A 21,736-nucleotide genomic window follows, 5' to 3' on the forward strand; every position below is an offset into this window, starting at 1 on the left:
CCCTGATTCCGCCGCGGGAACCCGCCGCGTCGGCCTAAGGTCACGACGACCCCACGGTTCTCGGAGGAAGCAGGGCTACGGCGTTGGTAGCGATCGAGGACCGCGTCCCCTCGGCGTCGGAGGAGGAGGCCAGCCGGCTCCGGCTGATCCTGGAGGCCACCCCCAACGCGATGGTGATGGTCGGCGGCGACGGGCGGATCGTGCTCGTCAACGGCCAGGCGGAGGAGCTCTTCGGCTTCGGGCGCGCCGACCTGCTCTCCATGCGCGTCGAGCAGCTGATCCCGCAGCGCTCGCGCCGCGCGCACCTGCGCTACCGCACCAGCTACCAGGCGGAGTCGGCCGCTCGCCCCATGGGAGCGGGCCGCGACCTCTACGGGCTGCGCAGCGACGGCACCGAGGTGCCGATCGAGATCGGGCTGAACCCGATCGTCATCGGCGAGGAGAAGTTCGTGCTCGCCTCCGTCATCGACATCAGCGAGCGGCTGGCCGTCCAGGACGCCCTCGCCGTCGCCGGCAAGGACTCGCTGCGCCGCAGCATCCTCGCCAGCATGCCGTGCAGCGTGCTGGTCACCGACCTGGAGGGTCGCATCGTCGCGGCGAACCCGGCCACGGAGCGTCTCCTCGGCCACAGCGAGAGCGCCCTGCTCGGCCGTCCGCTCACCACGGTGTACGCCCCGTCGCACGTCGTCGGCCAGGACTGGACCCGTGGCGCCGACGGCGAGGAGTGCGAGCTCGGCTACCGGCGCCGCGACGGCTCGGAGGTCACCGTCGGCGAGGCGATCACCCCGGTCGTCGACGAGGCCGGCCAGGCGAGCGGCTACCTCGCCGTCGCCTTCGACATCACCAAGCGGCTGGAGGTGCGGGCGCGGGTGGCCTACCTCGCCGACCACGACGCGCTCACCGGGCTGCCGAACCGCTCGATGCTCACCCAGCACCTGGTCGAGTCGATCGCCACCGCGGAGCGGAACGGATCGAAGGTCGCGCTGCTCCTGCTCGACGTCGACCACTTCAAGCGGGTCAACGACTCCCTCGGCCACCACGCCGGCGACCGGCTGCTGCTGCGCGTCGCCGAGCAGCTGGCCGAGGTCAGCGGCGAGAAGGACCTGGTGGCCCGCCTCGGGGGCGACGAGTTCGTGATGGTGTTCTCCGAGGTCGGTGACCTGCAGGAGGTGCGGGACCGGATCAAGGACATCGCGGCGGTCCTCCCGACGTCGGTCATGGTCAACAACCACGAGGTGCTGGCGACGGTGAGCGTGGGCTGCGCCGTCTACCCCGACCACGGCGAGACGCCGTCGAACCTGCTCAAGAACGCCGACGTCGCGATGTACCGGGCCAAGGCCGCCGGCCGCAACAACGTGCGTTGGTTCCAGACCGAGATGCTGATCGACAGCAACGAGAAGCTGGTCCTCTCCGCGTCCCTGCGCCACGCGCTGGAGCGCGACGACGAGCTGTCCGTGGTCTACCAGCCGCAGGTGAGCCTTGCGACCGGCGAGGTCGTGGCCTACGAGGCGCTGGCGCGCTGGAACTCCCGCTCGGTCGGCCAGGTCCCGCCCGACCGGTTCATCCCGGTCGCCGAGGACAGCGGCCTGATCGCCGAGCTGGGCGGCTGGGTGCTGCGCCGGGCGTGCCAGGACGCCGCCGCCCTGCGCCGGGCCTCCGGGCTGCCGTTGCGGATCGCCGTGAACGTCTCGCCACGCCAGTTCGCCCGCAAGTCCTGGGTCGGCGAGGTCCAGGCCGCGCTCGACGCGGCGTCCCTCCCGGCATCCGCGCTGGAGCTGGAGATCACCGAGGGCATCTTGATGAACGACGACCACGACGCCCTGGCCGTCCTGCACACCCTGAAGGAGATCGGCACCCGGATCGTCGTCGACGACTTCGGCCAGGGCTACTCCAGCCTCGCCTACCTCACCCGCTTCCCGGTCGACAAGCTGAAGATCGACCGGGAGTTCGTCCGGCGGCTCACCACGACCGACGCCGATGCCGCCGTCATCGACGCGATCCTCGCCATGGCGCACGCCCTCGGGATGTCGGTCGCGGCCGAGGGCGTGGAGACCGTCGAGCAGGCGCGCTACCTGCGCGGCAAGGGCTGCGACAAGGGCCAGGGCTTCTTCTACGGCGAAGGCGCGCCCTTCGACGAGGTGCTCACCCGGACCCTCGCCTCAATCGGCCAGGTCGGTGACGTCCGCGACCTGGGCGCCGAGGGCCGCGAGCAAAGCTGAGGCGTCCATGGCGAGCGCCACCCCGTGGGCACCGCCGCCGATCGAGATCTCGCCGGTCACGCGCTCGTCCGCGACGACCGGCAGCGCGGCGAGCGCCCCGAGCGGGGTGATCGTGCCCCGCACGTAGCCGGTCACCTCCCGTGCCACCTCCGCCGACGGCATCGAGAGCCGGTTGACCCCGAGCAGCGCCCGCAGCCGCGGCCAGGCGATCTCCCGGTCACCGGGCACCAGCACGAACCGGTGATCGCCGTCGGCCACCCGGACCACCATCGTCTTGACGATCTGCCGCGGCGCGATCCCGCGCACCGCCGCGGCCTCCTCCAGCGAGCGGACCGGGCCGTGCCGGGTGACCGTGAAGGCCAGCCCCAGCGACTCGGCGGCAGCGATCGCGCGGGCGGACTGGTCGGTCGGGTCCGTCATGGCGTCGATGGTGCCATCCCCAGCGGATGGGTGGTGCTGGCGAAGAAGTCCAGGTCGTGGCCCGGGAGCGCGGCGTGCATCCGGGCCTTGACGGCGCGGATGTCCCTGGCGGCCTGCTCGGGCCAGACCGAGATCGCGATCCGCCGCGGCGCCCCCTTGCCGAGCGCGGTGGCGACGTGCTCGTCGGAGGCCCCCAGCGAGTGGCCGAACACGACCGTGGGCGCCTCGTCGCGGCGCAGGCGACGCAGGCAGAACCGCAGGTACGGCGAGCGGCCGATCCGGCGCCGTTTCATGACCGAGGTGCCCTCGCTCACGTAGAGCGGGCGGCGCGTCGACCGCGGCGTGTAGTGCTGGGCGACCTCGAGCAGGCTGCCTCCGGTGGCGTGGGTCCACTTGCCGTCGACGCCGCGGTCGTCGTGCCACAGGTGCAGGGCGCCGTGCAGGTAGTGCAGGCGCGTGGCGCCCGCGCCGAAGACGCGGGCATTGCCGGGGTCGAACTCATGGTGGTCCGGCCCGCTCCAGAAGAAGTCCCGGACGTCGTGGCTGCCCGGCTGCACGGTCGACCAGTACAGGCTCAGGTCGTAGTTGGTCGTGAACACCGACTGGTGGCCGGCGAGGGCACGAGCGATCCGCGCGCGGGGCACCTCGCCCCACGGGACGTGCACCGAGCGCACCGTGTCGAAGAGCGCGTTGCGCACCTCGACGTAGAGCCCGGAGACCTTCTTGGTGTTCTCACCCAGCGCGTGCAGGGTGACCCGCGCATGGTGCAGGCACTCCAGGGCCAGCTCGAAGTTGTCGGTGCGCAGGGACCGGAACACGTGCTCCGCGGCGTCCCCGAGCCCGGCCTGCTCGAAGAGGCTGCCGTAGCGGAAACCGGGCCACAGGTTCGCGCTGAAGCCGTTGCCGAGCAGCAGGGTGGGCCACTCCTCGCCCGCGAGGTCGCCCCAGTCCGCCAGGTCTGCATCGAACCTGTCCATCAGCCCTCCCGAGTCTCGATGCCACGAATTGTCTCCGTGGCGTCAAGCATGGAGGGGCAGGGATCAGGCCGTCAGGGTGTCGTCAGGACCGAGGAAGGCGCGGGCGACGCGCAGCCGGACGGCGTACGCGAGACGGAGCAGGAGCGGGAGTGGTGCGTCGTGCATGGCTGGCCACTACCCGCTCCGCTCGCCCCTATGCAGCTCAGTTCAGCGGTCGTACGTCGGCGCGCACGCCGCCGCCGGCGTGGACGTCCTCGACCAGCTCGGCGAGCGCGGTGAGCGCCACCCGCTGCGACAGCGGCCCGTAGGACACCCGGGCGACGCCGAGCTCCTGGAGGCGCGCCAGCGGCGGGATGCCGGGCAGCCCGATCAGGGTGAGCCGCTGCGGGCCGAACGCCTCGACCAGGGTCGCGACCTGCTCCTCGTCGAGCTTGCCCGGGACGAACACGACCGGGGCGCCGGCGTCCAGGTAGGCGCGCCCGCGGCGGACGGCCTCGGCCAGTGGGTCGTCGGCGCCCTTGACGAAGGCGTCGGTGCGGGCGTTGAGCACGAAGTCCGGCACGCCCTCGGCCTCGGCGGCCTTCATGATCGCCGCGACCTGGGCGACGGCCTCGTCGAGGGGCTTGAGCTGGTCCTCGATGTTGGCGCCGACGACGCCGACGCCGATGGCCTTGCGGACGGTCTCGGCCGCGTCGCCGTAGCCGCCCTCGAGGTCGGCGGAGACCGGGAGGTCGGTGACGGCGACGATGCGCCGGACCTCCTCGATCATCTCGTCCACGGGGATGTTCTCCCCGTCCTCGTAGCCGCGGGAGGCGGCGATCGAGTGGCTGGCGGTCGCCAGCGCGGTCGTGCCGGGCAGGTCGGCGACGACCTGGGCCGAGATGCTGTCCCAGACGTTGACGACGGTGAGCAGGGCGGGGTCGGTGTGCAGGCCGAGGAGGGTGGTGGCCCGCGAGCTGGTGGTCATGACCTCAGCATGGCGCGCGGCACCAACCCCGCTCCGGGGCTCAGCGCACCGTCAGGGTGCGCACCACCGTGGAGCCGGCGTAGGTGGAGTTCTGCACGAAGGTCACCCGGATCTGGTGGGCGCCGCGGCGCAGGCCCTTGAGGGTGACCAGCCGCTTGCCCTTGTCGAGCCGCACCGTCTTCACGAGGCGGGCGCCGTCGTAGATCCGGACCAGGCCGCGCATCTGCGCCGCGCGGGGCGGTGTGAAGTGGTTGGCCCAGGCGCGGGTGATCGCGCTGACCCGCAGCTGGCCCTTGGCCCGGGAGACCCCGCTGACCGAGGAGCGGGTGGCCCAGCGCACCGGCGGGTAGGCGCCGTTGACCTTGAGCGCGCTCCACCGGCGGTCGATCGCCTTGGTGGGGTTGGGCTCGGGGAACTGGTGGGTCGCCATGACCAGCACCGAGATCGACTTGCCGACGTCGGCCGGACGGACGAGGTAGGTGAGGCCACCGACTCCGGCGATCGGCTTCATGCTGCGGCGCCAGACCTCCCAGACCGTCCAGTCGGAGGTCCACGGGCCGAGGGTCGCCTTCATGTACTGCCCGACGATCGCCTGGCCGGTCACGACCGGCTCCTTCATCTGGTAGAGGATGAAGTTGGTGGAGCTGGAGAACTTCTCCCCCACCAGCCCGCCGTCGCGCCACGCCTGGACCCGCACGCGCATCCGGTGCCAGTGGTCGGCCGCCGACATCGTGTAGCGCGCCGAGGTCGCCCCCGGGACCGGCACGAAGCTGTCGAGCGTGGCCTCCTTGTCGCCGCGGAACCACTGGTAGCGCAGTGTGCTGCCGGCCGGCCAGGAGCCCGTGCTGTAGTCCGACTTGGCCGTGTAGTGGTAGCCCACGACCGGGCCGCTGTAGAGCGGGTCGGTGTCGAGCAGGATGCGGGGCAGTGGGTCGGCCGCCTGGGTCGGCGGCGTGCCGGGCAGGACGCCGAGGGCGAGACACACCGCGGCGAGGGCGGCGAGGAGCAGGGAGCGTGCTGGGGGGCGCATGGTCACCAACGCTAACCCCGGGCACCGACAGGCGGGCCGGAATCGGCAAGTCCCGGGACCTTCGTCTCAGCGAGGAGGACCGGTCGGCTCACTCCGCGCCGCGCGGGTGGCACGCGCTCTCGAAGACCCCGCCGGGCCGGGTCCGGAGCCGTTCGACGTACGCCGTGAAGAGGTCGTGCATCGCCCGGCTCTCGATGCCGAGCACCGCCTCGTCCGACGCCGTCCCGTCGGTGGTCCAGTTGTCGGAGCCGACCCACGTCCAGTACCGGCGACGGCCGTCGGCCACGTAGGTCGCCGACATGTCCTTGGAGTGCGTGTAGGTGCCGTCGGCGAAGCAGCCCGGCAGGACCGCGACCCCGCCGCCGCGCAGGATCGCGCGGACGTCGTACGACACTGTCGGACCGGCGAGCAGCACGATCCGGGCGCCCCGCCGGGCCATCGCGGCCAGGCGCTCCGCGATCCGGTCGCCGCGCGTGCCCCACATGGAGTACATCGCGATCCGGACCACCGTGCCGCGGCGCGCCGGGATCGTGGCCAGCCGCCGCAGCACCGGGTCGCCGGCCGCGGCCTGCGAGGACAACGGCGAGAAGTACGCCGACCAGCCCGCTCCGCCCGCGGTGCGCAGCGGGCGCGGGCCGTGCTCACGGCGTACCTGGGCGTCCCACACGGCGGCGAACGCGCGGTAGACGTCCGCACCGACCCACTGCCACATCACGGCGTGGGCACGGGAGTCGGCGAGGTCGCCGGCGTTGTACGACCCGGTGACCGTCACGTACGGCGTCGTGCCGACCCGGCTGAAGCGCCAGGTCTTCTGGTGCATCGCGCCGCCGGGCCCGCGCGTCGAGCCGTGCGCGAGGCGGACCCAGGAGGTGTCGGTGCGGTCGGCGTCCAGGAGCCGCTTCAACCGCACGGACTCGGGGTGCTCGCGCACGGTGGCCGCCTCCACCACGACCCGGACCCGTACGCCGCGGGCGAAGGCGCGCGCCAGCGCCTGCTCCAGGCTCCGGGAGCCGAGGAAGTAGGTCATCACCTCGATGCTCTCCCCCGGTGGCACGGCGTCGGCGAGCCGGACGAGCTGGTGGGTGATCCGGTGCGGCGCGCGCACCGGGTCCGTGGTGAGGAGCGTGGAGGTGGGCGCCGGGACGCTCAGCAACGCGGTCAGCAGCACGGACGTCAGCAGGGACGGGAACACGGCTCGTCTCACCTCGGCGTACGGGATCCGTCGGGCGGTCGAGCGTCAATCTGGCGACCGTGCGCAGCCGGCAGGGTGCACGCAGGTGAAGGCCCGCGGGCCAGCCCGCGAACAGCACGGCCGGGGCCCGAGAACCACGAAGGCCCCGCGTCCCTGACCTGCAGGAACTCGGGGCCTTGTCGGTGTCCGAGGGGGGACTTGAACCCCCACGCCCTAATACGGGCACTAGCACCTCAAGCTAGCGCGTCTGCCAATTCCGCCACCCGGACGAGTGCGGAGAAACCGTAGCAAAGCCTGGCCCCAGGTGCCTCATCGGCACCCACTTCGCCGCGCCCTCCGTTCACCTGCGCGACATGCCCGACACGCCGGTCGGCTTGAACGACCAGCACGTCCCTGCAACGGTGGGGAAGGTCCCTGACCGCGAAACGAGAAGGCAACCATGCTCACCCTGACTGAGAACGCCGCCACCATCGTCAAGCAGATGACCGACACCCCCGAGGCCGCCGAGTCCGCGGGCCTGCGGATCTCCGAGGCCGAGGCGGGCTTCGCCGTGACCGCGACCAACGAGCCCATCGCGGGCGACCAGGTCGTGGAGCAGGACGGCGCCACCGTCTACCTCGACACCAACGCCGCCGAGAAGCTCGACGCGATGGTGCTCGACGCCGGCGTGGACGACACCGGAGCCGTCCAGTTCGGACTGATGGCGCAGGCCTAGCTGCGCCGTCGTTGAAGGCGGGCCCGGGTGCTGCCGCACCCGGGCTTCGTCGTTCCCGGACCATGGTGTCTGGGAGGCTGGGGCCATGGACCAGCTGCGCGTGGCGTTCGTCCCCGGTGCGACCCCGGACAAGTGGGCGCGGGTGTGGCGGGAGCGGCACCCCCGGCTCCCGCTGGACCTGCGTCTCGTCGAGGAGGCCGAGCAGCGCGCCGTCCTCGACGACGGTACGGCGGACCTGGTCCTCGCCCGGTTGCCCGTCGACCTCGACCGGCCCACTCCCCTGCACTGCGTCCGGCTGTACGACGAGCTGCCGGTCGTCGTCGCCAGCCGCGAGCACGTCGTGGCCGCCCTCGACGAGCAGGACGTGGTCGACCCGGCCGACCTCAGCGAGGACCAGCTCGTCCTGCCGCACCCGTCGGGCTGGTCGCCGGACGCCGACCAGCTCACCTTCCCGGCCATGTCGGCCAAGGACGCGATCGAGGTCGCCGCGTCCGGGACGGGCATCGTCGTCGTACCGATGTCGGTCGCCCGCCTGCACCACCGCAAGGACGTGGTGACCCGGGTCGTCGACCTGCCCCCGACCACGATCGCCCTGCTCTGGCTGCGCGACGCGGACAGCCCCGTCCACCAGGACTTCGTCGGCGTCGTCCGCGGCCGGAAGGCGAGCAGCAGTCGCTAGAGCTCGTTCGCGGCCCACTCCCCGAGCGCCCGGGCGCTGCGGTCGACGAGGGAGGCCCACTCGACCGCGCCCTCGTCGGCGTTGTCGGAGACGTGCTTGACCAGCCGCACGGGGACGCCGAACTCCGCGGCGACGTAGGCGACGGCGTAGCCCTCCATGTCGACCAGCTGGGCCCGCTCGGCCAGCCGGGCGCGCACCAGCGGATCGGTCACGAACACGTCGCCGGTCGCCAGCACGGTCTCCGCGGCGCCGACGGTCAGGTGTTCGCGCGGGTCGTAGCCGAGCGCGCGGATCGCGTCCGCGTTGATGTCGTGGTTGAGGACCGTACCGACCTCGAACAGGCCCTCCACGTGGTCGTGCAGCGCCCCCGCGGTGCCGATGTTGACCACGGTGAGGTCCCCCAGGTCGTCGTACGACGCCAGCCGGCGTGCCAGCGCGGTGGCCGCCGCGGTCTTGCCGATCCCGGTGACCAGGAGGTCGGTGCCGGCGGGCAGGTGGGCCGCCTCGGCGGCGGTGGCGGACACGACGAGGACGCGGGGCACGGGCGCCAACCTATCTGGGCGAGGATGGACCGATGAGCACCGCGCGCGCCGTCGCCCCCGGCCGGGTCAACCTGATCGGCGAGCACACCGACTACAACCGAGGGTTGTGCCTGCCGTTCGCGATCCCGCTGGCGACCACCGCGACCGTCACCGCGCGCGAGGACCGGCGGCTGCGCGTCACCAGCGACAGCGGGGAGCCGTGGGAGGGCACGCTGGGCGAGAAGCCCACCGGCTGGGCGTCGTACGTCGCCGGGGTGCTGTGGGCGCTGACGGAGTCCGGCTGGGACGTCCCCGGCCTCGACATCGCGCTCACCTCGACCATCCCGCTCGGCGGCGGCCTGTCCAGCAGCGCGGCGCTGGAGTGCTCGGTCGCCGTGGCGGTGGGCGGGCTGCTGGGCGAGCCGCTCGACCGGCGGGCCGTCGCGGAGGCGTGCCGCCGCGCCGAGACGGAGTACGTCGGCGCACCCACCGGCGGCGTCGACCAGCTCGCCAGCATGCTCGCCACGCCCGGGCACGGCGTGCTCATCGACTTCGCTGACCCGACGGCACCGGTGGCGACGAACGTCCCCCTCGACCTCGCCGCGGCCGGGCTGACGATCCTGGTCACCGACACCGGGGTGCGGCACGCGCTCGCCGACGGCGACGGCGGCTACGCCCAGCGGAGGGCCGAGGCGGAGGCCGGCATGCCGAACCGGGTGCGGCACGTGCGCACCGAGAACGAGCGGGTGCGGGCGACCGTCGCCGCCGTCGAGGCGGGCGACTGGACGGGCGTCGGCACGCTGCTGACGGCCTCGCACGTCTCGCTGCGCGACGACTACGAGGTGTCGGTCCGTGAGCTCGACCTGACCGTCGAGGCGGCGCTGGAGGCCGGGGCCCTGGGGGCGCGGATGACCGGCGGCGGGTTCGGCGGCTGCGCGATCTCCTTGGTGCACGAAGGCCGCGCCGGCGTCGTACGCAACGACATCGACGCGGCCTACGCGGCGGCGGGACTCCCCCGGCCGGTGCACCACCAGGTGGTGCCGGCCGAGGGAGCCCGGTCGATCACTTGAGCTCGGCGCTCGAGAGTCCCAGGAGCCGGCGCGCCACGATGAGCTGCTGGATCTGCTGGGTGCCCTCGAAGATGTCGAGGATCTTGGAGTCGCGGGCCCACTTCTCGAGCAGCTCCTCCTCGGCGTAGCCCACCGACGCGCACAGCTCCACGCAGGAGAGCGTCACGTCGGAGCCGACCCGGCCGGCCTTCGCCTTGGCCATCGAGGCCTCGAGCGAGTTCGGCTTGCGGTTGTCGGCCATCCACGCGGCCTGGAGGGTGAGCAGGCGCCCGGCCTCCCAGTCGGCCTCCAGCTGGAGGAACTTCGCCGCGGCGGCGGACTGCAGCAGGGCCGGCTTGTCGTAGTCGACCTCGACACCGGCCTCGCGCAGCAGGTCACGGGTCAGGTCGAGCGAGGCGCGGGCACAGCCCACGGCCATCGCGGCGACCAGCGGCCGGGTGTTGTCGAAGGTGGCCATCGCGCCGGCGAAGCCCTGCTCGACGTTGATCTCCGGCGAGCCGAGGAGGTTCTCCTTCGACACCCGGGCGTCGGTGAAGGTGATCACCGCGGTGTCGGAGGCCCGGATGCCGAGCTTCTCCTCCAGCCGCTCGACCTTCACGCCGGGCGTGCCCTTCTCGACCACGAACGACTTGATCGCCGCACGGCCGAGGGACTTGTCCAGGGTCGCCCACACCACGATGCAGTCGGAGCGCTCGCCGGAGGTGACGAAGATCTTCTCGCCGTTGATGACGTACTCGTCGCCGTCGAGGACCGCGGTCGTCGAGATGGCGGCCGAGTCCGAGCCGAACGACGGCTCGGTGATCGCCATCGAGGCCCACTTGCCCTTGAACCGCTCGAGCTGCTCGTCGTTGGCGACCGAGGCGATGGCCGAGTTGCCGAGGCCCTGGCGGGGCATCGACAGCAGCAGGCCGGTGTCGCCCCAGCACATCTCGGCGACCGAGGTCACCGAGGCGAGGTTCGAGCCGTTCTTGACGGTCTTGTCGGACTCGTCGCTGTCGCGGCGCACGCCCGTGGCGCCCGCGCCCTCGCTCGCACCGGACTCGGAGAGCCCGTCGATCATCGCCGCGAGCATGTCGAGCTCCTTGGGATACTCGTGCTCGGCGATGTCGTACTTGCGGGAGATCGGTCGCAGCATGTTCATCGCGACCTGGTGGGCCTGGTCGATCAGGGCCCGGTGCTTCTTCGGAACTTCGAGGTTGATGGCCATCAGACCAGCACCGTCCCTTCCATGATGCCGATCGCACGCAGGTCGCGGTACCACCGCTCCACCGGGTGCTCCTTGACGAATCCGTGACCACCGAGCAGCTGGACGCCGTCGAGGCCGATCTGCATGCCCTTGTCGGTGCACGCCTTGCGGGCCAGTGCGACCTCGCGGGAGAAGTCCTTGCCTGCCGCGGCGCGGGAGGCCGCGCGGTAGGTGAGCAGGCGCATGCCCTGCAGCTCGATCGCGATGTTGGCGACCATGAAGGCCACCGACTGGCGGTTGGCGATCGGCTCGCCGAAGGCCTGGCGCTCCTTGACGTAGGGCGTGACGTAGTCGAGCACGGCCTGGCCGGTGCCGACGGCGAGCGCGCACCAGGCGAGGCGCGAGAGGCGCACGCACTCGGCGTACGTCGAGCCGTCGGTCTCACCGAGGACGGCGTCCGCGGGGACCTTGACGTCCTCGAGGACGAGCTTGGTCAGCGAGGCGGCGCGCACGCCCATCGCCGGGTCGCCCTCGATGCTCAGGCCCTCGGTCGAGGACTCGACGAGGAACAGGACCGGCTTGCCGTCGAGCTGGGCGCCGACGATGAACAGCTCGGCGCTGTCGCCGCGGGCGACCACGCTCTTGGTGCCGTTGAGGACGTAGCCGTCGCCGGACTTCTTGGCCGTGGTCGACGGGTTGAGCACGTCGAACAGGACGGTCGGCTCGTTGAGCGCGAGCGCAGCGGCGGGGACCTCGTCGCCGGTGAACGCCGGCAGGTAGGTCTGCTGCTGTGCGTCGGTGCCCCACAGGCCGATCGCGGTCGCGACCGAGCCGGGTGCCAGGGTGGCGACGGCCAGGCCCATGTCGCCCTTGGCGAGCGCCTCGGCGACGAGCGTGCCGGCCATCGCGGAGCGCTCCTCGGAGACGCCGCCGAGCGACTCCGGCACGCCGAGGATCGGCAGACCGATCTCGAGGCTGGCCTTGAGCAGGCTGTCGGGCGCGGCGCAGGCCTTGTCGGCCTCGAAGGCGGCCGGACGCACGACCTCCTCGGCGAACTCGGAGACCACGTCGACGAGCATCTGCTCGTCCTCACCGGGAGTCAGGTCGAAGACCCCGCTGGCCGCCGCGGGCGTCGGGCGGGTGCCCGGCTGGCCCTTCTTGCCGGCCTTGGAGAAGGTCCGGCTGGCGTTGGTGATCGTCTTGAAACCGGTCCGGGTGACCGAGAAGACGGCCTGCTCGGTGGGCTTGCGGAGGCGGACCTTGTCGAGGAGGTCGGTCTGGGCGAGCCGGTTGAGGCCGGCGACCAGGTAGCCGATGGGGTCTCGGCTCTCGGTGCTCGGAACCCCGTGCTTGCCGCCCGGCTTGAGGTTGCTGATCAAGGACATGGGTCAAATGTAACTGTGAGTTACACATTGCGCTACACCCTGGGTGACATCAGTGTGTGATCTGCTTCTCTAGGATTCCCCGCATGACCGACGAGACCCCGCTCGCGCCCCACGGTCCGCTCCCCCGCGGCGGTGCGGTCCGCCCGATGACCCGGTGGGGCACGCCCGTCATGCACCGTCCGCAGCAGAAGGTCACCGTCTTCGACGACGCCCTGCGCGCGCTCGCGGCCGACATGGTCGCCACGATGTACGCCGCCGAGGGCGTCGGCCTGGCCGCCTGCCAGATCGGCGAGGACGTCGCGATGTTCGTCTTCGACTGCCCCGACGAGGCCGGCCAGCGGGTGGTCGGCCTGGTCTGCAACCCCGAGCTGCACCTGCCCGAGGGCAAGGACCGGGTCCTCGACGACAGCCCCGAGGGCTGCCTGTCGTTCCCGGGCGCCTTCGTCGACTGCGCGCGCCCGGACTTCGCGGCCGTCACCGGCGTCGGGCTCGACGGGCAGCCGGTGCGCTTCGAGGGTGACGGGCTGCTCGCCAAGTGCCTGCAGCACGAGACCGACCACACCCTCGGCACCGTCTTCGGCGACCGGGTCTCGGCCAAGGCGATGAAGAAGCTGAGGAAGCAGCACGACGCGGCCACCGAGGAGTACCCCGCGGACTGGCCCGCCTGAGCTCCGTGCCCTGGGCTAGGTTGCGGACATGTCCGTCGAAGCCGAGCTCGTCCCGCTCCTCCAGCTGATCGAGGCCGGGACCCCGCTGCACTCCCTCTCGCCCGCCGAGGCGCGCGACTCCTTCCGCAAGCTGACCGTGGACTTCCGTCCGCCCGGCACCCTCGCCGAGGTCGCCTCCGTCGAGGACACGACCGTGGCCGGCGCCGAGGGCGCGCTGCCCGCGCGGGTCTACCGCCCCCACGGCGACGGCCCGTTCCCGACCGTCGTGCTGCTGCACGGCGGCGGCTTCGTGATCGGCGACCTCGACACCCACGCCGCCATGGCCCGCTCGATCGCGGCCGGCGCGCAGGCGGTCGTGGTCGCGGTCGACTACCGGCTCGCGCCCGAGGCGAAGTTCCCGGCCGCCGCCGAGGACGCCATCGCCGCCGTGCGTGACGTCCAGTCCCGGCTGTCCGAGTACGGCGGCAGCGAGGTCCTCGCCGTGGCCGGCGACTCGGCCGGAGGCAACCTGTCCGCCGTCGCCGCCCAGCACGTGCCCGGCATCGCCGCGCAGCTGCTGGTCTACCCCGCGACCGACGTGCTCGGCGAGTACGCCTCCCGCGAGGAGAACGCCACCGGCTACTTCCTCGACCAGCCCACCCTGATCTGGTTCATCGGCCACTACGCCGACACCGCCTCCGACCTCGCCGACCCGAAGATCTCGCCGCTGCACGGCGAGCTCGCCGGGCAGCCGCCCGCGGTCGTGGTCACCGCCGAGTACGACCCGCTGCGTGACGAAGGCATCGCCTACGCCGACGCGCTGGCCGCCGCGGGCGTGCCGGTGCACCAGACGACGTACCCGGGGCTGATCCACGGGTTCTTCGACATGGGTCCGTGGTCGCCGGCCTGCCAGCGTGCGATCGACGAGACGATCGCGCGCTTCGGCGAGCTGCTGCGCTGACCCCGGCCTAGCCGACGTGGCTGGGCAGGACGCACGCCGCGTCCAGGCCCAGCACACGGTTGAGCCGGCCGAAGGCCAGCCACGAGCCCAGGCACATCGAGAGCTCGACGATCTCGCGGTCGGTGTAGTGGGTGCGCATCCGCTGCCAGAACCCGTCGTCGATGCCGTGGTGGTCGAGGGCGTAGCGCTCGGCGTACTCGGCGGCGAGGCGGGTGCGCTCGTCGAACGCACGGGTGGTGCGCCACTCGGCCACCGCCTCGTCGAAGCCGTCCTCGACCTTCTGCCCGTCGCGCTCGGTGCGCCAGTCCTGGCAGAACAGGCAGCCGTTGACCTGGGCGATCCGCAGCCGAGCCGCCTCGAACTCGCGCAGCCCGAGCGTGCTGTGCTCGTAGACGCTCATCGCCAGCGCGGACGCCGCCGGGCCGATGCCGGGCACCAGCTCGCCCCAGACGTGGAGGATCGGGTCCTTGCCCTCGGGGATCTCCAGGAACATCAGGACTCCTTGAGGTAGGCGCTCGGGAGGAGCGGGACGTCGAGGCCGTCGTACAGGCCGGGGGTGGCGGTGCGCAGCCACGGGATGGCGTTGACCAACCGGTTGGCGGCGGTGGCGTTGCCACCGGCGGCGCGGTTGCCGCCCTCGTCGGTGGCCTCCACGTTGACCTCGATCCGCGGGCGGCCCTCGATGACCACCCGGTGCGCCCCGTCGCCGCCGTCGGGTGGCACCGGCCAGTCCGGCGCCACGTCGCCGGTGATCCGGGTGACGTGCTCGACGACGATCCGCGGCTCCCCGCGCACGATGCCCTGCACCTCGAAGCGCAGCGCGCCCTGGGTGCCGGCCTCGAAGTCACCGAGCGCGGTGGTCACGGGCGCGTCGAGGGCGCGGCGCTCCACGCTCTCGCGCAGCTCGTCCACCTCCACGCCGAGCGCCCGCGCGACCAGCCGCACCTGGCCGCCCCAGACCATCGACGGGATGCCGGCCGCGACCATCGGCGGCTCGTAGTCCATCGGCTGGCCCATGCCCACGATGAAGCGGACGGAGTCCTCGGCGTCGTACGTCGAGTAGTCGAAGATCTCCTGGCAGCGCACCTGCTCCACCTCCGACGCCAGGCCGCTGATCAGCGCGGGCAGCAGGTCGTTGCCCCAGCCCGGGTCGATCCCGCTGACGAAGAGCGCCGCCTCGCCGTCCTTGCAGGCCCGCTCCAGCGGGTCGCGCAGCTCCGCCGGGGCGCTGCGGTGGTCGTAGAGCGCGTAGACCGACGGGGTCACCACGCACGCGCCGCCGGCGAGCGCACGGGCGATGTCCGCCGCCGCCTCGTCCGGCCGCAGCTCCCCGGACGCGGCGTAGGCCACTGCTCCTGCGCCGTCGAGCGTGGCCAGTGCCGCCTCGACGTCGGTGGTGGCGCGGATCCCGGTGTCCCGGCCGAGGCCGGCGAGGTCCCCGGCGTCCCGCCCGGCCTTGGCCTCGTCGTTGACGACGACCGCGCCGAGCCGCAGCCCGGGGTGCGCCACGACCGCGCGGATCGAGGCACGCCCCATGTTGCCGGTCCCCCAGACCACCACGGGAATCGGGTAGAACGTGTTCTCGTTCGCCATGCAGGGAGACTAGGACGGGAACCGGCGCGGCGGTAGTGCGACAGCGTGTCCGATTTCGAGAGGGCTCTCGTCAGCGACCTCCGGTGAGGCGGACGTGGCTAGCGCTGTGATGTGACGTAGCAGGCGACGGCGGTCGCGGCGGCGACGTTCAGCGAGTCGATGCCAGCCGTCATCGGGATGATCGCCCGGCGGTCGGCCGACTGCTCCCAGCGCGGGGAGAGACCGTGGCCCTCGGAGCCGAGGACGAGCGCGACCCGGTCGAGGCCGGCCACCGCCTCCGAGATCGGTACGGCGTCCGGCGCCAGCGTGAGGGCGACGGTGGTGTAGCCGCGGGCGCTGAGCGCGGGCAGTGCGTCGTACCAGTCGGGCAGGCGGGTCCAGGGCAGGGAGAAGACCGCGCCCATCGCGACCTTGATGGCCCGACGGTAGAGCGGGTCGGCGCAGCGGGGCGCGAGGAGCACGGCGTCGAATCCGAGGGCGGCGCCGGAGCGGAGGATGGCGCCGACGTTGGTGTGGTCGACGAGGTCCTCCAGCACGAGCACGGAGCGAGCACCGTCGAGCACCGCGTCGACGGACGGCAGCGGCCGGCGCTCCAGCGAGGCGAGGGCGCCGCGGTGCACGTGGAAGCCGGTGACCTCCTCGGCGAGCGACTCGGAGAGCACGTAGCAGGGCGCGTCGGAGCGGTCGAGGACGTCGGCGAGGCCGTCGAGCCAGCGCGGCGCCATCAGGAACGAGCGAGCGGTGAAGCCCGCCTCCAGGGCCCGGCGCACGACCTTCTCCCCCTCGGCCAGGAAGAGCCCGTGCTCGGCCTCGAGGTGCTTGCGGAGCTCGACGTCGCGCAGGTCGCGGTAGTCCGCCAGCCGGGGGTCGCCGGCTGAGGTGATCTCGACGAGCTCGGCCACGTCAGCCCGGGAACGCGTCGGGGTGGGCGACGGCCACCACGTCACCGACGACGATGATCGCGGGCGGCTTGACCGACTCCTCGACGAGCCGGTCGGCGAGCGTGCCGAGGGTGGCGAGGACGGTGCGCTGGGTGGGCATCGTGCCGTCGCAGACCACGGCGACCGGCGTACCGGCGTCGCGGCCGCCGGCGACCAGGGCGGCGGCGATGTGCGGGGCGTTCTCGACACCCATCATCACCACGACCGTGCCCTGCATCTGGGCGAGCGCGTCGTAGTTGACCAGCGCCTCCGGGTGGCCGGGCGGCAGGTGCCCGGAGACGACGGTGAACTCGTGGGTCACACCGCGGTGCGTGACCGGGATGCCGGCGATGCCCGGGACGGAGACAGGTGAGGTGAGGCCCGGGATCACGGTGACCGGTACGCCGGCCTCCCGGCACGCGATGATCTCCTCGTAGCCCCGGCCGAACACGAAGTTGTCGCCGCCCTTGAACCGGACGACGCGCTTGCCGGCCAGCGCCCGGTCGACGATCACCCGGTTGATCTCCTCCTGCATGGCCGAGCGGCCGCGCGGCAGCTTGGCCACGTCGACCAGCTCGACGTCGCTGGGCAGGTCGCCGAGCAGCTCGCGCGGCGCGAGCCGGTCCGCGACGACCACGTCGGCCGACATCAGCGCCTTGCGCCCCGCGATCGAGATCAGCTCCGGGTCGCCCGGGCCGCCGCCGACGAGGGTCACCCCGGCGGTGCGCTCCCGGTGGTGGGGCGCGGCGATGGTGCCGTCACGCAGCCCGGCGACGATCTCGTCGCGCACCGCGGCGGAGCGACGCGGGTCGCGGTTGCCGACGACGGCGACGGTGATCCCCGCCTCGCGGCCGATCGCGGGCGTCCACGCCGTGCCGAGGGTCGCGTCGTCGGAGCGCACGCAGAAGATCCGCTGTGCCTCGCACAGGTCGGAGACGTGGTCGTTGACGGCGCGGTCGTCGGTGACCGCCACGACGTACCAGCTGCCGTCGAGGTCGGCGTCCGCGAACGGCCGCTCGTGCCAGGTGATCTCGCCCGACCCGACCAGGCCCTCGATGGCGGGCGTGACCACCGGCGACACCACGTGCACGTCGGCACCCACCGCGATCAGCTGCGGCACCCGCCGCTGGGCGACGTGCCCGCCACCGACGACGAGCACGCGGCGCCCGGCCAGACGCAGACCGGAGGGGTACGGCGGGAAGTCACTCACCCGGACATTCTCCCGACATGCCCCCGGCGGCCACTGACACGGGTTCACGGAGCGGACTAGGTTCGGTGACATGAGTCTCGATCGCCCCGTCAGCCCGGACCCGTACCCCCTCCTGCCCGCCGTGCCCTCCTTCGCGGTCACCAGCGCCGACGTCACCGACGGCCAGCCCCTGAAGGACGACCAGGTCGCCGACCTCGGCAACACCTCGCCGCAGCTGTCGTGGGAGCCCGGACCCGAGGGCACGCAGTCGTACGTCGTGACCTGCTTCGACCCCGACGCCCCCACCCCGAGCGGCTTCTGGCACTGGGTGCTGGTCGACGTACCGGCCGACGTGACCTCGCTCGACGCGGGCGCCGGCGCGGAGGGCGCGAGCCTGCCGGGCGGCGCCTTCCACTGCCGCAACGACGGCGGCCCGAAGGCGTTCATGGGCGCCGCGCCGCCCGAGGGCGACCAGGTGCACCGCTACTACTTCGTGGTGCACGCCGTGCGCGAGGCCACGCTCGGCGTCGACTCCGACGCCTCGCCCGCCGTGGTGTCGTTCAACCTGGCGTTCAAGACGCTGGGCCGCGCCATCCTGCACGGCACCTACCAGCACTAGGGCCGTGCGGGCCTGGCTGGCCGGCCTCGCCGGCGCACTCACCCTGACCGCCTGCGGCGGCGCGGACGACACCGCAGGTGACGACGGCGAGGGCGCCGGGTCGTGCGGGCCCGCGACCTACGAGCAGGCCGAGGACGCGCGGGACGCGCTGCTCGAGCGCTACCCGTTGTCCGAGGGCGTGCTGAGCGCCGCGGGCCTGGGACGCGCCGACGGTGCACCGTCGTCCGCACTGCCGCAGGCCACCGACCCCGCGGAGACGACCACCGGCGGGGAGGCCTGGGCCGTGGTCGCCCTGGTCCCCCGGGGCTCGGCCCTGCCCGCCGACCGCCCGACCTGCCTGGACGGCGTACCGGTCCGCTACGACGAGGGTGGGCCGTTCTCGGCGTACTGACCGGCGGGGTTCCTGACCTGCTCCCGCGGTTCAGAGCCCCATCGACTTGGCGATGATCAGCTTCATCACCTCGGAGGTGCCGCCGTAGATCCGGGTCACCCGGGTGTCGGCGTACAGGCGGGCGATGGGGTACTCGTTCATGTAGCCGTAGCCGCCGTGCAGCTGCAGGCACCGGTCGATCACCCGGCCGGCGACCTCGGTGCAGAACAGCTTGGCCGAGGCCGCGTCGACCGCCGTCAGCTCGCCGAGGTCGTGGGCCTCCAGGGCCCGGTCGACGACGGCCTGCGCGGCGTCCACCTCGGACTGGCAGCCGGCGAGCTCGAACTTGGTGTTCTGGAAGGACGCCACCGTGGTGCCGAAGACCTTGCGCTCCTCGACGTAGGCTTTCGTGAACCGGATCGCGGCCGCGGCCTGCGCGTAGGCGCCCACCGCGATGCCGAGGCGCTCCTGCGGAAGGTTCTGGCCGAGGTAGGAGAAGCCCTCGTCCTCCTCGCCGAGCAGGTCCTCCACCGGCACCCGTACGTCGGTGAACGACAGCTCCGCCGTGTCGGAGGTCCGCAGCCCCAGCTTGTCGAGCTTGCGGCCCACGGCCCAGCCCTCGGACTTCGTGTCGACGGCCAGCAGCGAGATCCCGAAGCGGCGGTTGTTCTCCAAGGGCGGCGAGGTCCGGGCGCAGACGATGACCCGGTCGGCGAGCACGCCGCCGGTGATGAAGGTCTTCGCGCCGTTGAGGACGTAGTGGTCGCCGTCGCGCTTGGCGGTGGTCTGCATGCCCGCGAGGTCGGAGCCGGTGCCCGGCTCGGTCATCGCGATCGCCCACATCTCCTCACCGGCGACGAAGCCGGGCATCCAGCGCCGGAGCTGCTCGGGTGTCGCGAGCTTGAGCAGGTAGGGCAGGCAGAGCTCGACGTGCACGCCGGAGCCGCCGAGGTTGACGCCGGCCCGGGCGCACTCCTCGGTCAGGATCGCGGAGAACTTGAAGGACTCGATGCCGGCGCCGCCGTACTCCTCGGGCACCTCGATGCCGAAGACGCCGAGGTCCCCGACCTTCTTGTAGAGCTCGCGGGAGACCTGCCCCGCGTCGTACCACTCCTGGTAGTGGGGCAGCACCTCCGACTCCAGGAAGGAGCGGATCGTGCGGCGGAAGTCCTCGTGGTCCTCGTTGAACACAGTGCGGCGCATGGGCTCATGCTGCCACCGCGGTCAACGGCTCAGCGCACGGAGTCGCCGCCGGCCTCGCGCAGCAGCTGCTCGAAGGGCGTCGGCGCCGCGAGCTCGTCGTCGGCACTGCGCCGCGGGGCCGGCGCCGGGGCGCTCCCGGCGCCGAGCAGGGCCGCCAGCTCGCCGGCGGCACGTTGCACCCGCTTGTCGAGAGCGAGCTCGCCGGAGGCCGCGTCCGTCGAGACCCCGAAGTCCTCGCTGGCCGCGAACACCCCGGTCGGTACGACGACGGCCCGCAGGTAGGCGAACAGCGGCCGCAGCGCGTGGTCCAGCACCAGGCTGTGCCGGGCCGTGCCCGCGGTGGCCGCGACCACGACCGGCTTGCCGTCGAGCGTGCCCGGCTCCAGGACGTCGAAGAACGTCTTGAACAGCCCCGAGTACGACGCCGAGAACACCGGCGTGACGACCACCAGCGCGTCCGCGTGCCGGACCGCCTCGACCGCCCGGGCGAGCTCGCCGGCGGGGAAACCCGTCAGCAGGTGGTCGGCCAGCGCGTGGGCCAGCGGCCGGAGCTCGACGTGCTGGACGTCGACCTCCTGGCCGCGGGCGGTGACGGCTTGCTCGACCGCGGCGCCGATCTTGTCGGCCAGCAGCCGGGTGGAGGACGGGACGGAGAGCCCCGCCGAGACGACGACCACGCTGGTCATGCGTCCACCTCCTCGCGGTCGGTCGTGCCGGTCATGGTGTCCTCGGCGTGCACCGTGCTGTCGTGCCCGCCTCCTGCGGCCGCGACGAGCGAGGCGTGCGTCGGCGCGTCCGGTACGTCGGCCGGCCGGCCCTCCGCGAAGCCCTTGCGCATCTCGGGCAGGATCTCGCCGAGCAGGTCGAGCTGCTCCAGCACGGTCTTCAGCGGGAGTCCCGCGTGGTCGACCAGGAACAGCTGGCGCTGGTAGTCGCCGACGTAGTCGCGGAAGGACAGCGTGCGCTCCAGCACCTCCTGCGGCGAGCCGACGGTCAGCGGCGTCTGGGAGGTGAAGTCCTCCATCGAGGGGCCGTGGCCGTAGACGGGGGCGTTGTCGAAGTAGGGCCGGAACTCGTTCTTGGCGTCCTGGCTGTTCTTGCGCATGAAGAACTGCCCGCCGAGCCCGACGATCGCCTGGTCGGCGCGGCCGTGCCCGTAGTGCTCGAAGCGCTCGCGGTACAGCCGCACCATCTGCTCGGTGTGCGAGGCCGGCCAGAAGATGTGGTTGTGGAAGAACCCGTCGCCGTAGTACGCCGCCTGCTCGGCGATCTCGGGGCTGCGGATCGAGCCGTGCCACACGAACGGCGGCACGCCGTCGAGGGGGCGCGGGGTCGAGGTGTAGCCCTGCAGCGGGGTACGGAACCGGCCCTCCCAGTCGACGACGTCCTCGCGCCACAGCCGGCGCAGGAGGGCGTAGTTCTCGATCGCGAGGTTGATGCCCTGGCGGATGTCCTTGCCGAACCAGGGGTAGACCGGGCCGGTGTTGCCGCGCCCCATCATCAGGTCGACCCGGCCGTCGGTGAGGTGCTGGATCTTGGCGTAGTCCTCGGCGATCAGCACCGGGTCGGTGGTGGTGATCAGCGTGGTCGCCGTCGAGAGGACGATCTTCTCGGTCTGCGCGCCGACGTAGGCCAGCGTCGCGGTCGGGTTGGACGCGATGAACGGCGGGTTGTGGTGCTCGCCGGTCGCGAACACGTCGAGGCCGACCTCCTCGGCCTTCTTCGCGATCGCGACGGTCGCCTTGATCCGCTCGTGCTCGGTGGGGGTCCGGCCGGTGGTCGGGTCGGTGGTGACGTCCCCGACGGTGAAGATGCCGATCTGCATGGTGATCGCGCTCCCTGGTTGCTGTGGGTCGATGTCACCCGGGAGAAC

At 72.4% G+C, this 21,736-nt stretch carries 23 protein-coding genes and 1 tRNA gene; 8 read left to right on the forward strand and 16 right to left on the reverse strand.

The features are described from left to right. Positions 1 to 83: 83 nt before the first annotated feature. The gene (locus MRBLML1_RS14025; protein ID WP_364516868.1) at positions 84 to 2,219 is read left to right on the forward strand and encodes a putative bifunctional diguanylate cyclase/phosphodiesterase; all 2,136 of its coding nucleotides are present in this window, start codon (positions 84 to 86) and stop codon (positions 2,217 to 2,219) included. Here MRBLML1_RS14025 and MRBLML1_RS14030 read toward each other — a convergent pair. From MRBLML1_RS14030 to MRBLML1_RS14055, 6 genes are all read right to left on the reverse strand, one after another. Continuing rightward, on the reverse strand, positions 2,160 to 2,639 hold the full coding sequence (locus tag MRBLML1_RS14030) for an aminoacyl-tRNA deacylase (protein ID WP_364516870.1): 480 nt from the start codon (positions 2,637 to 2,639) through the stop codon (positions 2,160 to 2,162). The two genes, MRBLML1_RS14025 and MRBLML1_RS14030, sit on opposite strands and share 60 nt — an antisense overlap. Further along, a complete protein-coding gene (locus MRBLML1_RS14035; protein ID WP_364516873.1) occupies positions 2,636 to 3,616 on the reverse strand; it encodes a DUF4917 family protein in 981 nt (326 codons plus the stop codon). Before MRBLML1_RS14035 ends, MRBLML1_RS14030 begins: the two co-directional genes overlap by 4 nt. Before the next feature lie 202 nt (positions 3,617 to 3,818). Beyond that, entirely contained in the window at positions 3,819 to 4,583 is a 765-nt protein-coding gene (locus MRBLML1_RS14040; RefSeq protein ID WP_364516875.1) for an isocitrate lyase/PEP mutase family protein, read from the reverse strand. 40 nt (positions 4,584 to 4,623) lie between these two features. Further along, positions 4,624 to 5,613 carry a hypothetical protein gene (locus MRBLML1_RS14045; RefSeq protein WP_364516877.1) on the reverse strand — a complete coding sequence of 330 codons (990 nt, stop codon included), beginning with the start codon at positions 5,611 to 5,613 and terminating at the stop codon, positions 4,624 to 4,626. 88 nt (positions 5,614 to 5,701) lie between these two features. Further along, the gene (locus tag MRBLML1_RS14050; RefSeq protein ID WP_364516879.1) at positions 5,702 to 6,805 is read right to left on the reverse strand and encodes a phospholipase D-like domain-containing protein; all 1,104 of its coding nucleotides are present in this window, start codon (positions 6,803 to 6,805) and stop codon (positions 5,702 to 5,704) included. A 183-nt stretch (positions 6,806 to 6,988) separates the two neighbouring features. Then, positions 6,989 to 7,074: transfer RNA gene (locus MRBLML1_RS14055), tRNA-Leu, on the reverse strand. A 170-nt stretch (positions 7,075 to 7,244) separates the two neighbouring features. Here MRBLML1_RS14055 and MRBLML1_RS14060 point away from each other — a divergent pair. Then, positions 7,245 to 7,520 (forward strand): Fe-S cluster assembly protein HesB, encoded by a 276-nt coding sequence (locus MRBLML1_RS14060; protein WP_364516881.1) that lies wholly within the window; start codon positions 7,245 to 7,247, stop codon positions 7,518 to 7,520. Between the two features lie 85 nt (positions 7,521 to 7,605). Beyond that, positions 7,606 to 8,199, forward strand: a complete 594-nt coding sequence (locus tag MRBLML1_RS14065) for a LysR substrate-binding domain-containing protein (protein ID WP_364516883.1) — start codon at positions 7,606 to 7,608, stop codon at positions 8,197 to 8,199. Here the strand turns inward: MRBLML1_RS14065 and MRBLML1_RS14070 are convergent. Then, a complete protein-coding gene (locus MRBLML1_RS14070; RefSeq protein WP_364516885.1) occupies positions 8,196 to 8,741 on the reverse strand; it encodes a nucleosidase in 546 nt (181 codons plus the stop codon). The genes MRBLML1_RS14065 and MRBLML1_RS14070 overlap by 4 nt on opposite strands. A gap of 32 nt (positions 8,742 to 8,773) precedes the next feature. Here MRBLML1_RS14070 and MRBLML1_RS14075 point away from each other — a divergent pair, with 32 nt between their 5' ends. Continuing rightward, a complete protein-coding gene (locus MRBLML1_RS14075; protein ID WP_364516887.1) occupies positions 8,774 to 9,790 on the forward strand; it encodes a galactokinase in 1,017 nt (338 codons plus the stop codon). Here the strand turns inward: MRBLML1_RS14075 and MRBLML1_RS14080 are convergent. Beyond that, positions 9,783 to 10,997, reverse strand: coding sequence for an acyl-CoA dehydrogenase family protein (locus tag MRBLML1_RS14080; RefSeq protein ID WP_364516889.1), 1,215 nt, complete (start codon positions 10,995 to 10,997; stop codon positions 9,783 to 9,785). The genes MRBLML1_RS14075 and MRBLML1_RS14080 overlap by 8 nt on opposite strands. Then, the gene (locus tag MRBLML1_RS14085; protein WP_364516891.1) at positions 10,997 to 12,361 is read right to left on the reverse strand and encodes an acyl-CoA dehydrogenase family protein; all 1,365 of its coding nucleotides are present in this window, start codon (positions 12,359 to 12,361) and stop codon (positions 10,997 to 10,999) included. Before MRBLML1_RS14085 ends, MRBLML1_RS14080 begins: the two co-directional genes overlap by 1 nt. A gap of 83 nt (positions 12,362 to 12,444) precedes the next feature. On the opposite strand from MRBLML1_RS14085, the gene def reads away from it, so the two are divergent. After that, on the forward strand, positions 12,445 to 13,029 hold the full coding sequence (def, locus tag MRBLML1_RS14090) for a peptide deformylase (protein WP_364516894.1): 585 nt from the start codon (positions 12,445 to 12,447) through the stop codon (positions 13,027 to 13,029). 28 nt (positions 13,030 to 13,057) lie between these two features. Next, positions 13,058 to 13,969 (forward strand): alpha/beta hydrolase, encoded by a 912-nt coding sequence (locus MRBLML1_RS14095; protein ID WP_364516896.1) that lies wholly within the window; start codon positions 13,058 to 13,060, stop codon positions 13,967 to 13,969. Between the two features lie 7 nt (positions 13,970 to 13,976). On the opposite strand, the gene MRBLML1_RS14100 is transcribed toward MRBLML1_RS14095, so the two are convergent. From MRBLML1_RS14100 to cobA, 4 genes are all read right to left on the reverse strand, one after another. Then, on the reverse strand, positions 13,977 to 14,462 hold the full coding sequence (locus MRBLML1_RS14100) for a carboxymuconolactone decarboxylase family protein (RefSeq protein WP_364516898.1): 486 nt from the start codon (positions 14,460 to 14,462) through the stop codon (positions 13,977 to 13,979). Beyond that, a complete protein-coding gene (locus MRBLML1_RS14105) occupies positions 14,462 to 15,562 on the reverse strand; it encodes a dihydrodipicolinate reductase (protein ID WP_364516900.1) in 1,101 nt (366 codons plus the stop codon). Before MRBLML1_RS14105 ends, MRBLML1_RS14100 begins: the two co-directional genes overlap by 1 nt. Positions 15,563 to 15,660: 98 nt before the next feature. Then, positions 15,661 to 16,464, reverse strand: a complete 804-nt coding sequence (locus MRBLML1_RS14110; protein WP_364516902.1) for a TrmH family RNA methyltransferase — start codon at positions 16,462 to 16,464, stop codon at positions 15,661 to 15,663. Between the two features lies 1 nt (position 16,465). Further along, entirely contained in the window at positions 16,466 to 17,692 is a 1,227-nt protein-coding gene (gene cobA, locus MRBLML1_RS14115; RefSeq protein ID WP_364516904.1) for a uroporphyrinogen-III C-methyltransferase, read from the reverse strand. Between the two features lie 70 nt (positions 17,693 to 17,762). On the opposite strand from cobA, the gene MRBLML1_RS14120 reads away from it, so the two are divergent. After that, positions 17,763 to 18,290 carry a YbhB/YbcL family Raf kinase inhibitor-like protein gene (locus tag MRBLML1_RS14120; RefSeq protein WP_364516906.1) on the forward strand — a complete coding sequence of 176 codons (528 nt, stop codon included), beginning with the start codon at positions 17,763 to 17,765 and terminating at the stop codon, positions 18,288 to 18,290. A gap of 4 nt (positions 18,291 to 18,294) precedes the next feature. After that, positions 18,295 to 18,681, forward strand: a complete 387-nt coding sequence (locus MRBLML1_RS14125; RefSeq protein ID WP_364516908.1) for a hypothetical protein — start codon at positions 18,295 to 18,297, stop codon at positions 18,679 to 18,681. A gap of 30 nt (positions 18,682 to 18,711) precedes the next feature. On the opposite strand, the gene MRBLML1_RS14130 is transcribed toward MRBLML1_RS14125, so the two are convergent. From MRBLML1_RS14130 to MRBLML1_RS14140, 3 genes are read right to left on the reverse strand one after another with little or no spacing between them, the layout of a single operon-like run. Continuing rightward, complete coding sequence (locus MRBLML1_RS14130; protein ID WP_364516910.1) at positions 18,712 to 19,863, reverse strand: acyl-CoA dehydrogenase family protein; 1,152 nt, start codon at positions 19,861 to 19,863, stop codon at positions 18,712 to 18,714. Between the two features lie 29 nt (positions 19,864 to 19,892). Beyond that, the gene (locus MRBLML1_RS14135; protein WP_364516912.1) at positions 19,893 to 20,549 is read right to left on the reverse strand and encodes an FMN reductase; all 657 of its coding nucleotides are present in this window, start codon (positions 20,547 to 20,549) and stop codon (positions 19,893 to 19,895) included. Beyond that, positions 20,546 to 21,688 carry an LLM class flavin-dependent oxidoreductase gene (locus tag MRBLML1_RS14140; RefSeq protein WP_364517307.1) on the reverse strand — a complete coding sequence of 381 codons (1,143 nt, stop codon included), beginning with the start codon at positions 21,686 to 21,688 and terminating at the stop codon, positions 20,546 to 20,548. Before MRBLML1_RS14140 ends, MRBLML1_RS14135 begins: the two co-directional genes overlap by 4 nt. Positions 21,689 to 21,736: the final 48 nt, after the last annotated feature.

The sequence above is a fragment of the Nocardioides sp. LML1-1-1.1 genome, from assembly GCF_040676175.1.
Taxonomy (GTDB): domain Bacteria; phylum Actinomycetota; class Actinomycetes; order Propionibacteriales; family Nocardioidaceae; genus Nocardioides.

Coding starts and splice junctions, on each gene's coding strand:
- MRBLML1_RS14030 (WP_364516870.1), bottom strand. CDS start 2,639: ATGACGGACCCGACCGACCAGTCCGCCCGCGCGATCGCTGCCGCCGAG.
- MRBLML1_RS14035 (WP_364516873.1), bottom strand. CDS start 3,616: ATGGACAGGTTCGATGCAGACCTGGCGGACTGGGGCGACCTCGCGGGC.
- MRBLML1_RS14040 (WP_364516875.1), bottom strand. CDS start 4,583: ATGACCACCAGCTCGCGGGCCACCACCCTCCTCGGCCTGCACACCGAC.
- MRBLML1_RS14045 (WP_364516877.1), bottom strand. CDS start 5,613: ATGCGCCCCCCAGCACGCTCCCTGCTCCTCGCCGCCCTCGCCGCGGTG.
- MRBLML1_RS14060 (WP_364516881.1), top strand. CDS start 7,245: ATGCTCACCCTGACTGAGAACGCCGCCACCATCGTCAAGCAGATGACC.
- MRBLML1_RS14065 (WP_364516883.1), top strand. CDS start 7,606: ATGGACCAGCTGCGCGTGGCGTTCGTCCCCGGTGCGACCCCGGACAAG.
- MRBLML1_RS14075 (WP_364516887.1), top strand. CDS start 8,774: ATGAGCACCGCGCGCGCCGTCGCCCCCGGCCGGGTCAACCTGATCGGC.
- MRBLML1_RS14080 (WP_364516889.1), bottom strand. CDS start 10,997: ATGGCCATCAACCTCGAAGTTCCGAAGAAGCACCGGGCCCTGATCGAC.
- MRBLML1_RS14085 (WP_364516891.1), bottom strand. CDS start 12,361: ATGTCCTTGATCAGCAACCTCAAGCCGGGCGGCAAGCACGGGGTTCCG.
- def (WP_364516894.1), top strand. CDS start 12,445: ATGACCGACGAGACCCCGCTCGCGCCCCACGGTCCGCTCCCCCGCGGC.
- MRBLML1_RS14095 (WP_364516896.1), top strand. CDS start 13,058: ATGTCCGTCGAAGCCGAGCTCGTCCCGCTCCTCCAGCTGATCGAGGCC.
- MRBLML1_RS14100 (WP_364516898.1), bottom strand. CDS start 14,462: ATGTTCCTGGAGATCCCCGAGGGCAAGGACCCGATCCTCCACGTCTGG.
- MRBLML1_RS14105 (WP_364516900.1), bottom strand. CDS start 15,562: ATGGCGAACGAGAACACGTTCTACCCGATTCCCGTGGTGGTCTGGGGG.
- MRBLML1_RS14120 (WP_364516906.1), top strand. CDS start 17,763: ATGAGTCTCGATCGCCCCGTCAGCCCGGACCCGTACCCCCTCCTGCCC.
- MRBLML1_RS14130 (WP_364516910.1), bottom strand. CDS start 19,863: ATGCGCCGCACTGTGTTCAACGAGGACCACGAGGACTTCCGCCGCACG.
- MRBLML1_RS14135 (WP_364516912.1), bottom strand. CDS start 20,549: ATGACCAGCGTGGTCGTCGTCTCGGCGGGGCTCTCCGTCCCGTCCTCC.
- MRBLML1_RS14140 (WP_364517307.1), bottom strand. CDS start 21,688: ATGCAGATCGGCATCTTCACCGTCGGGGACGTCACCACCGACCCGACC.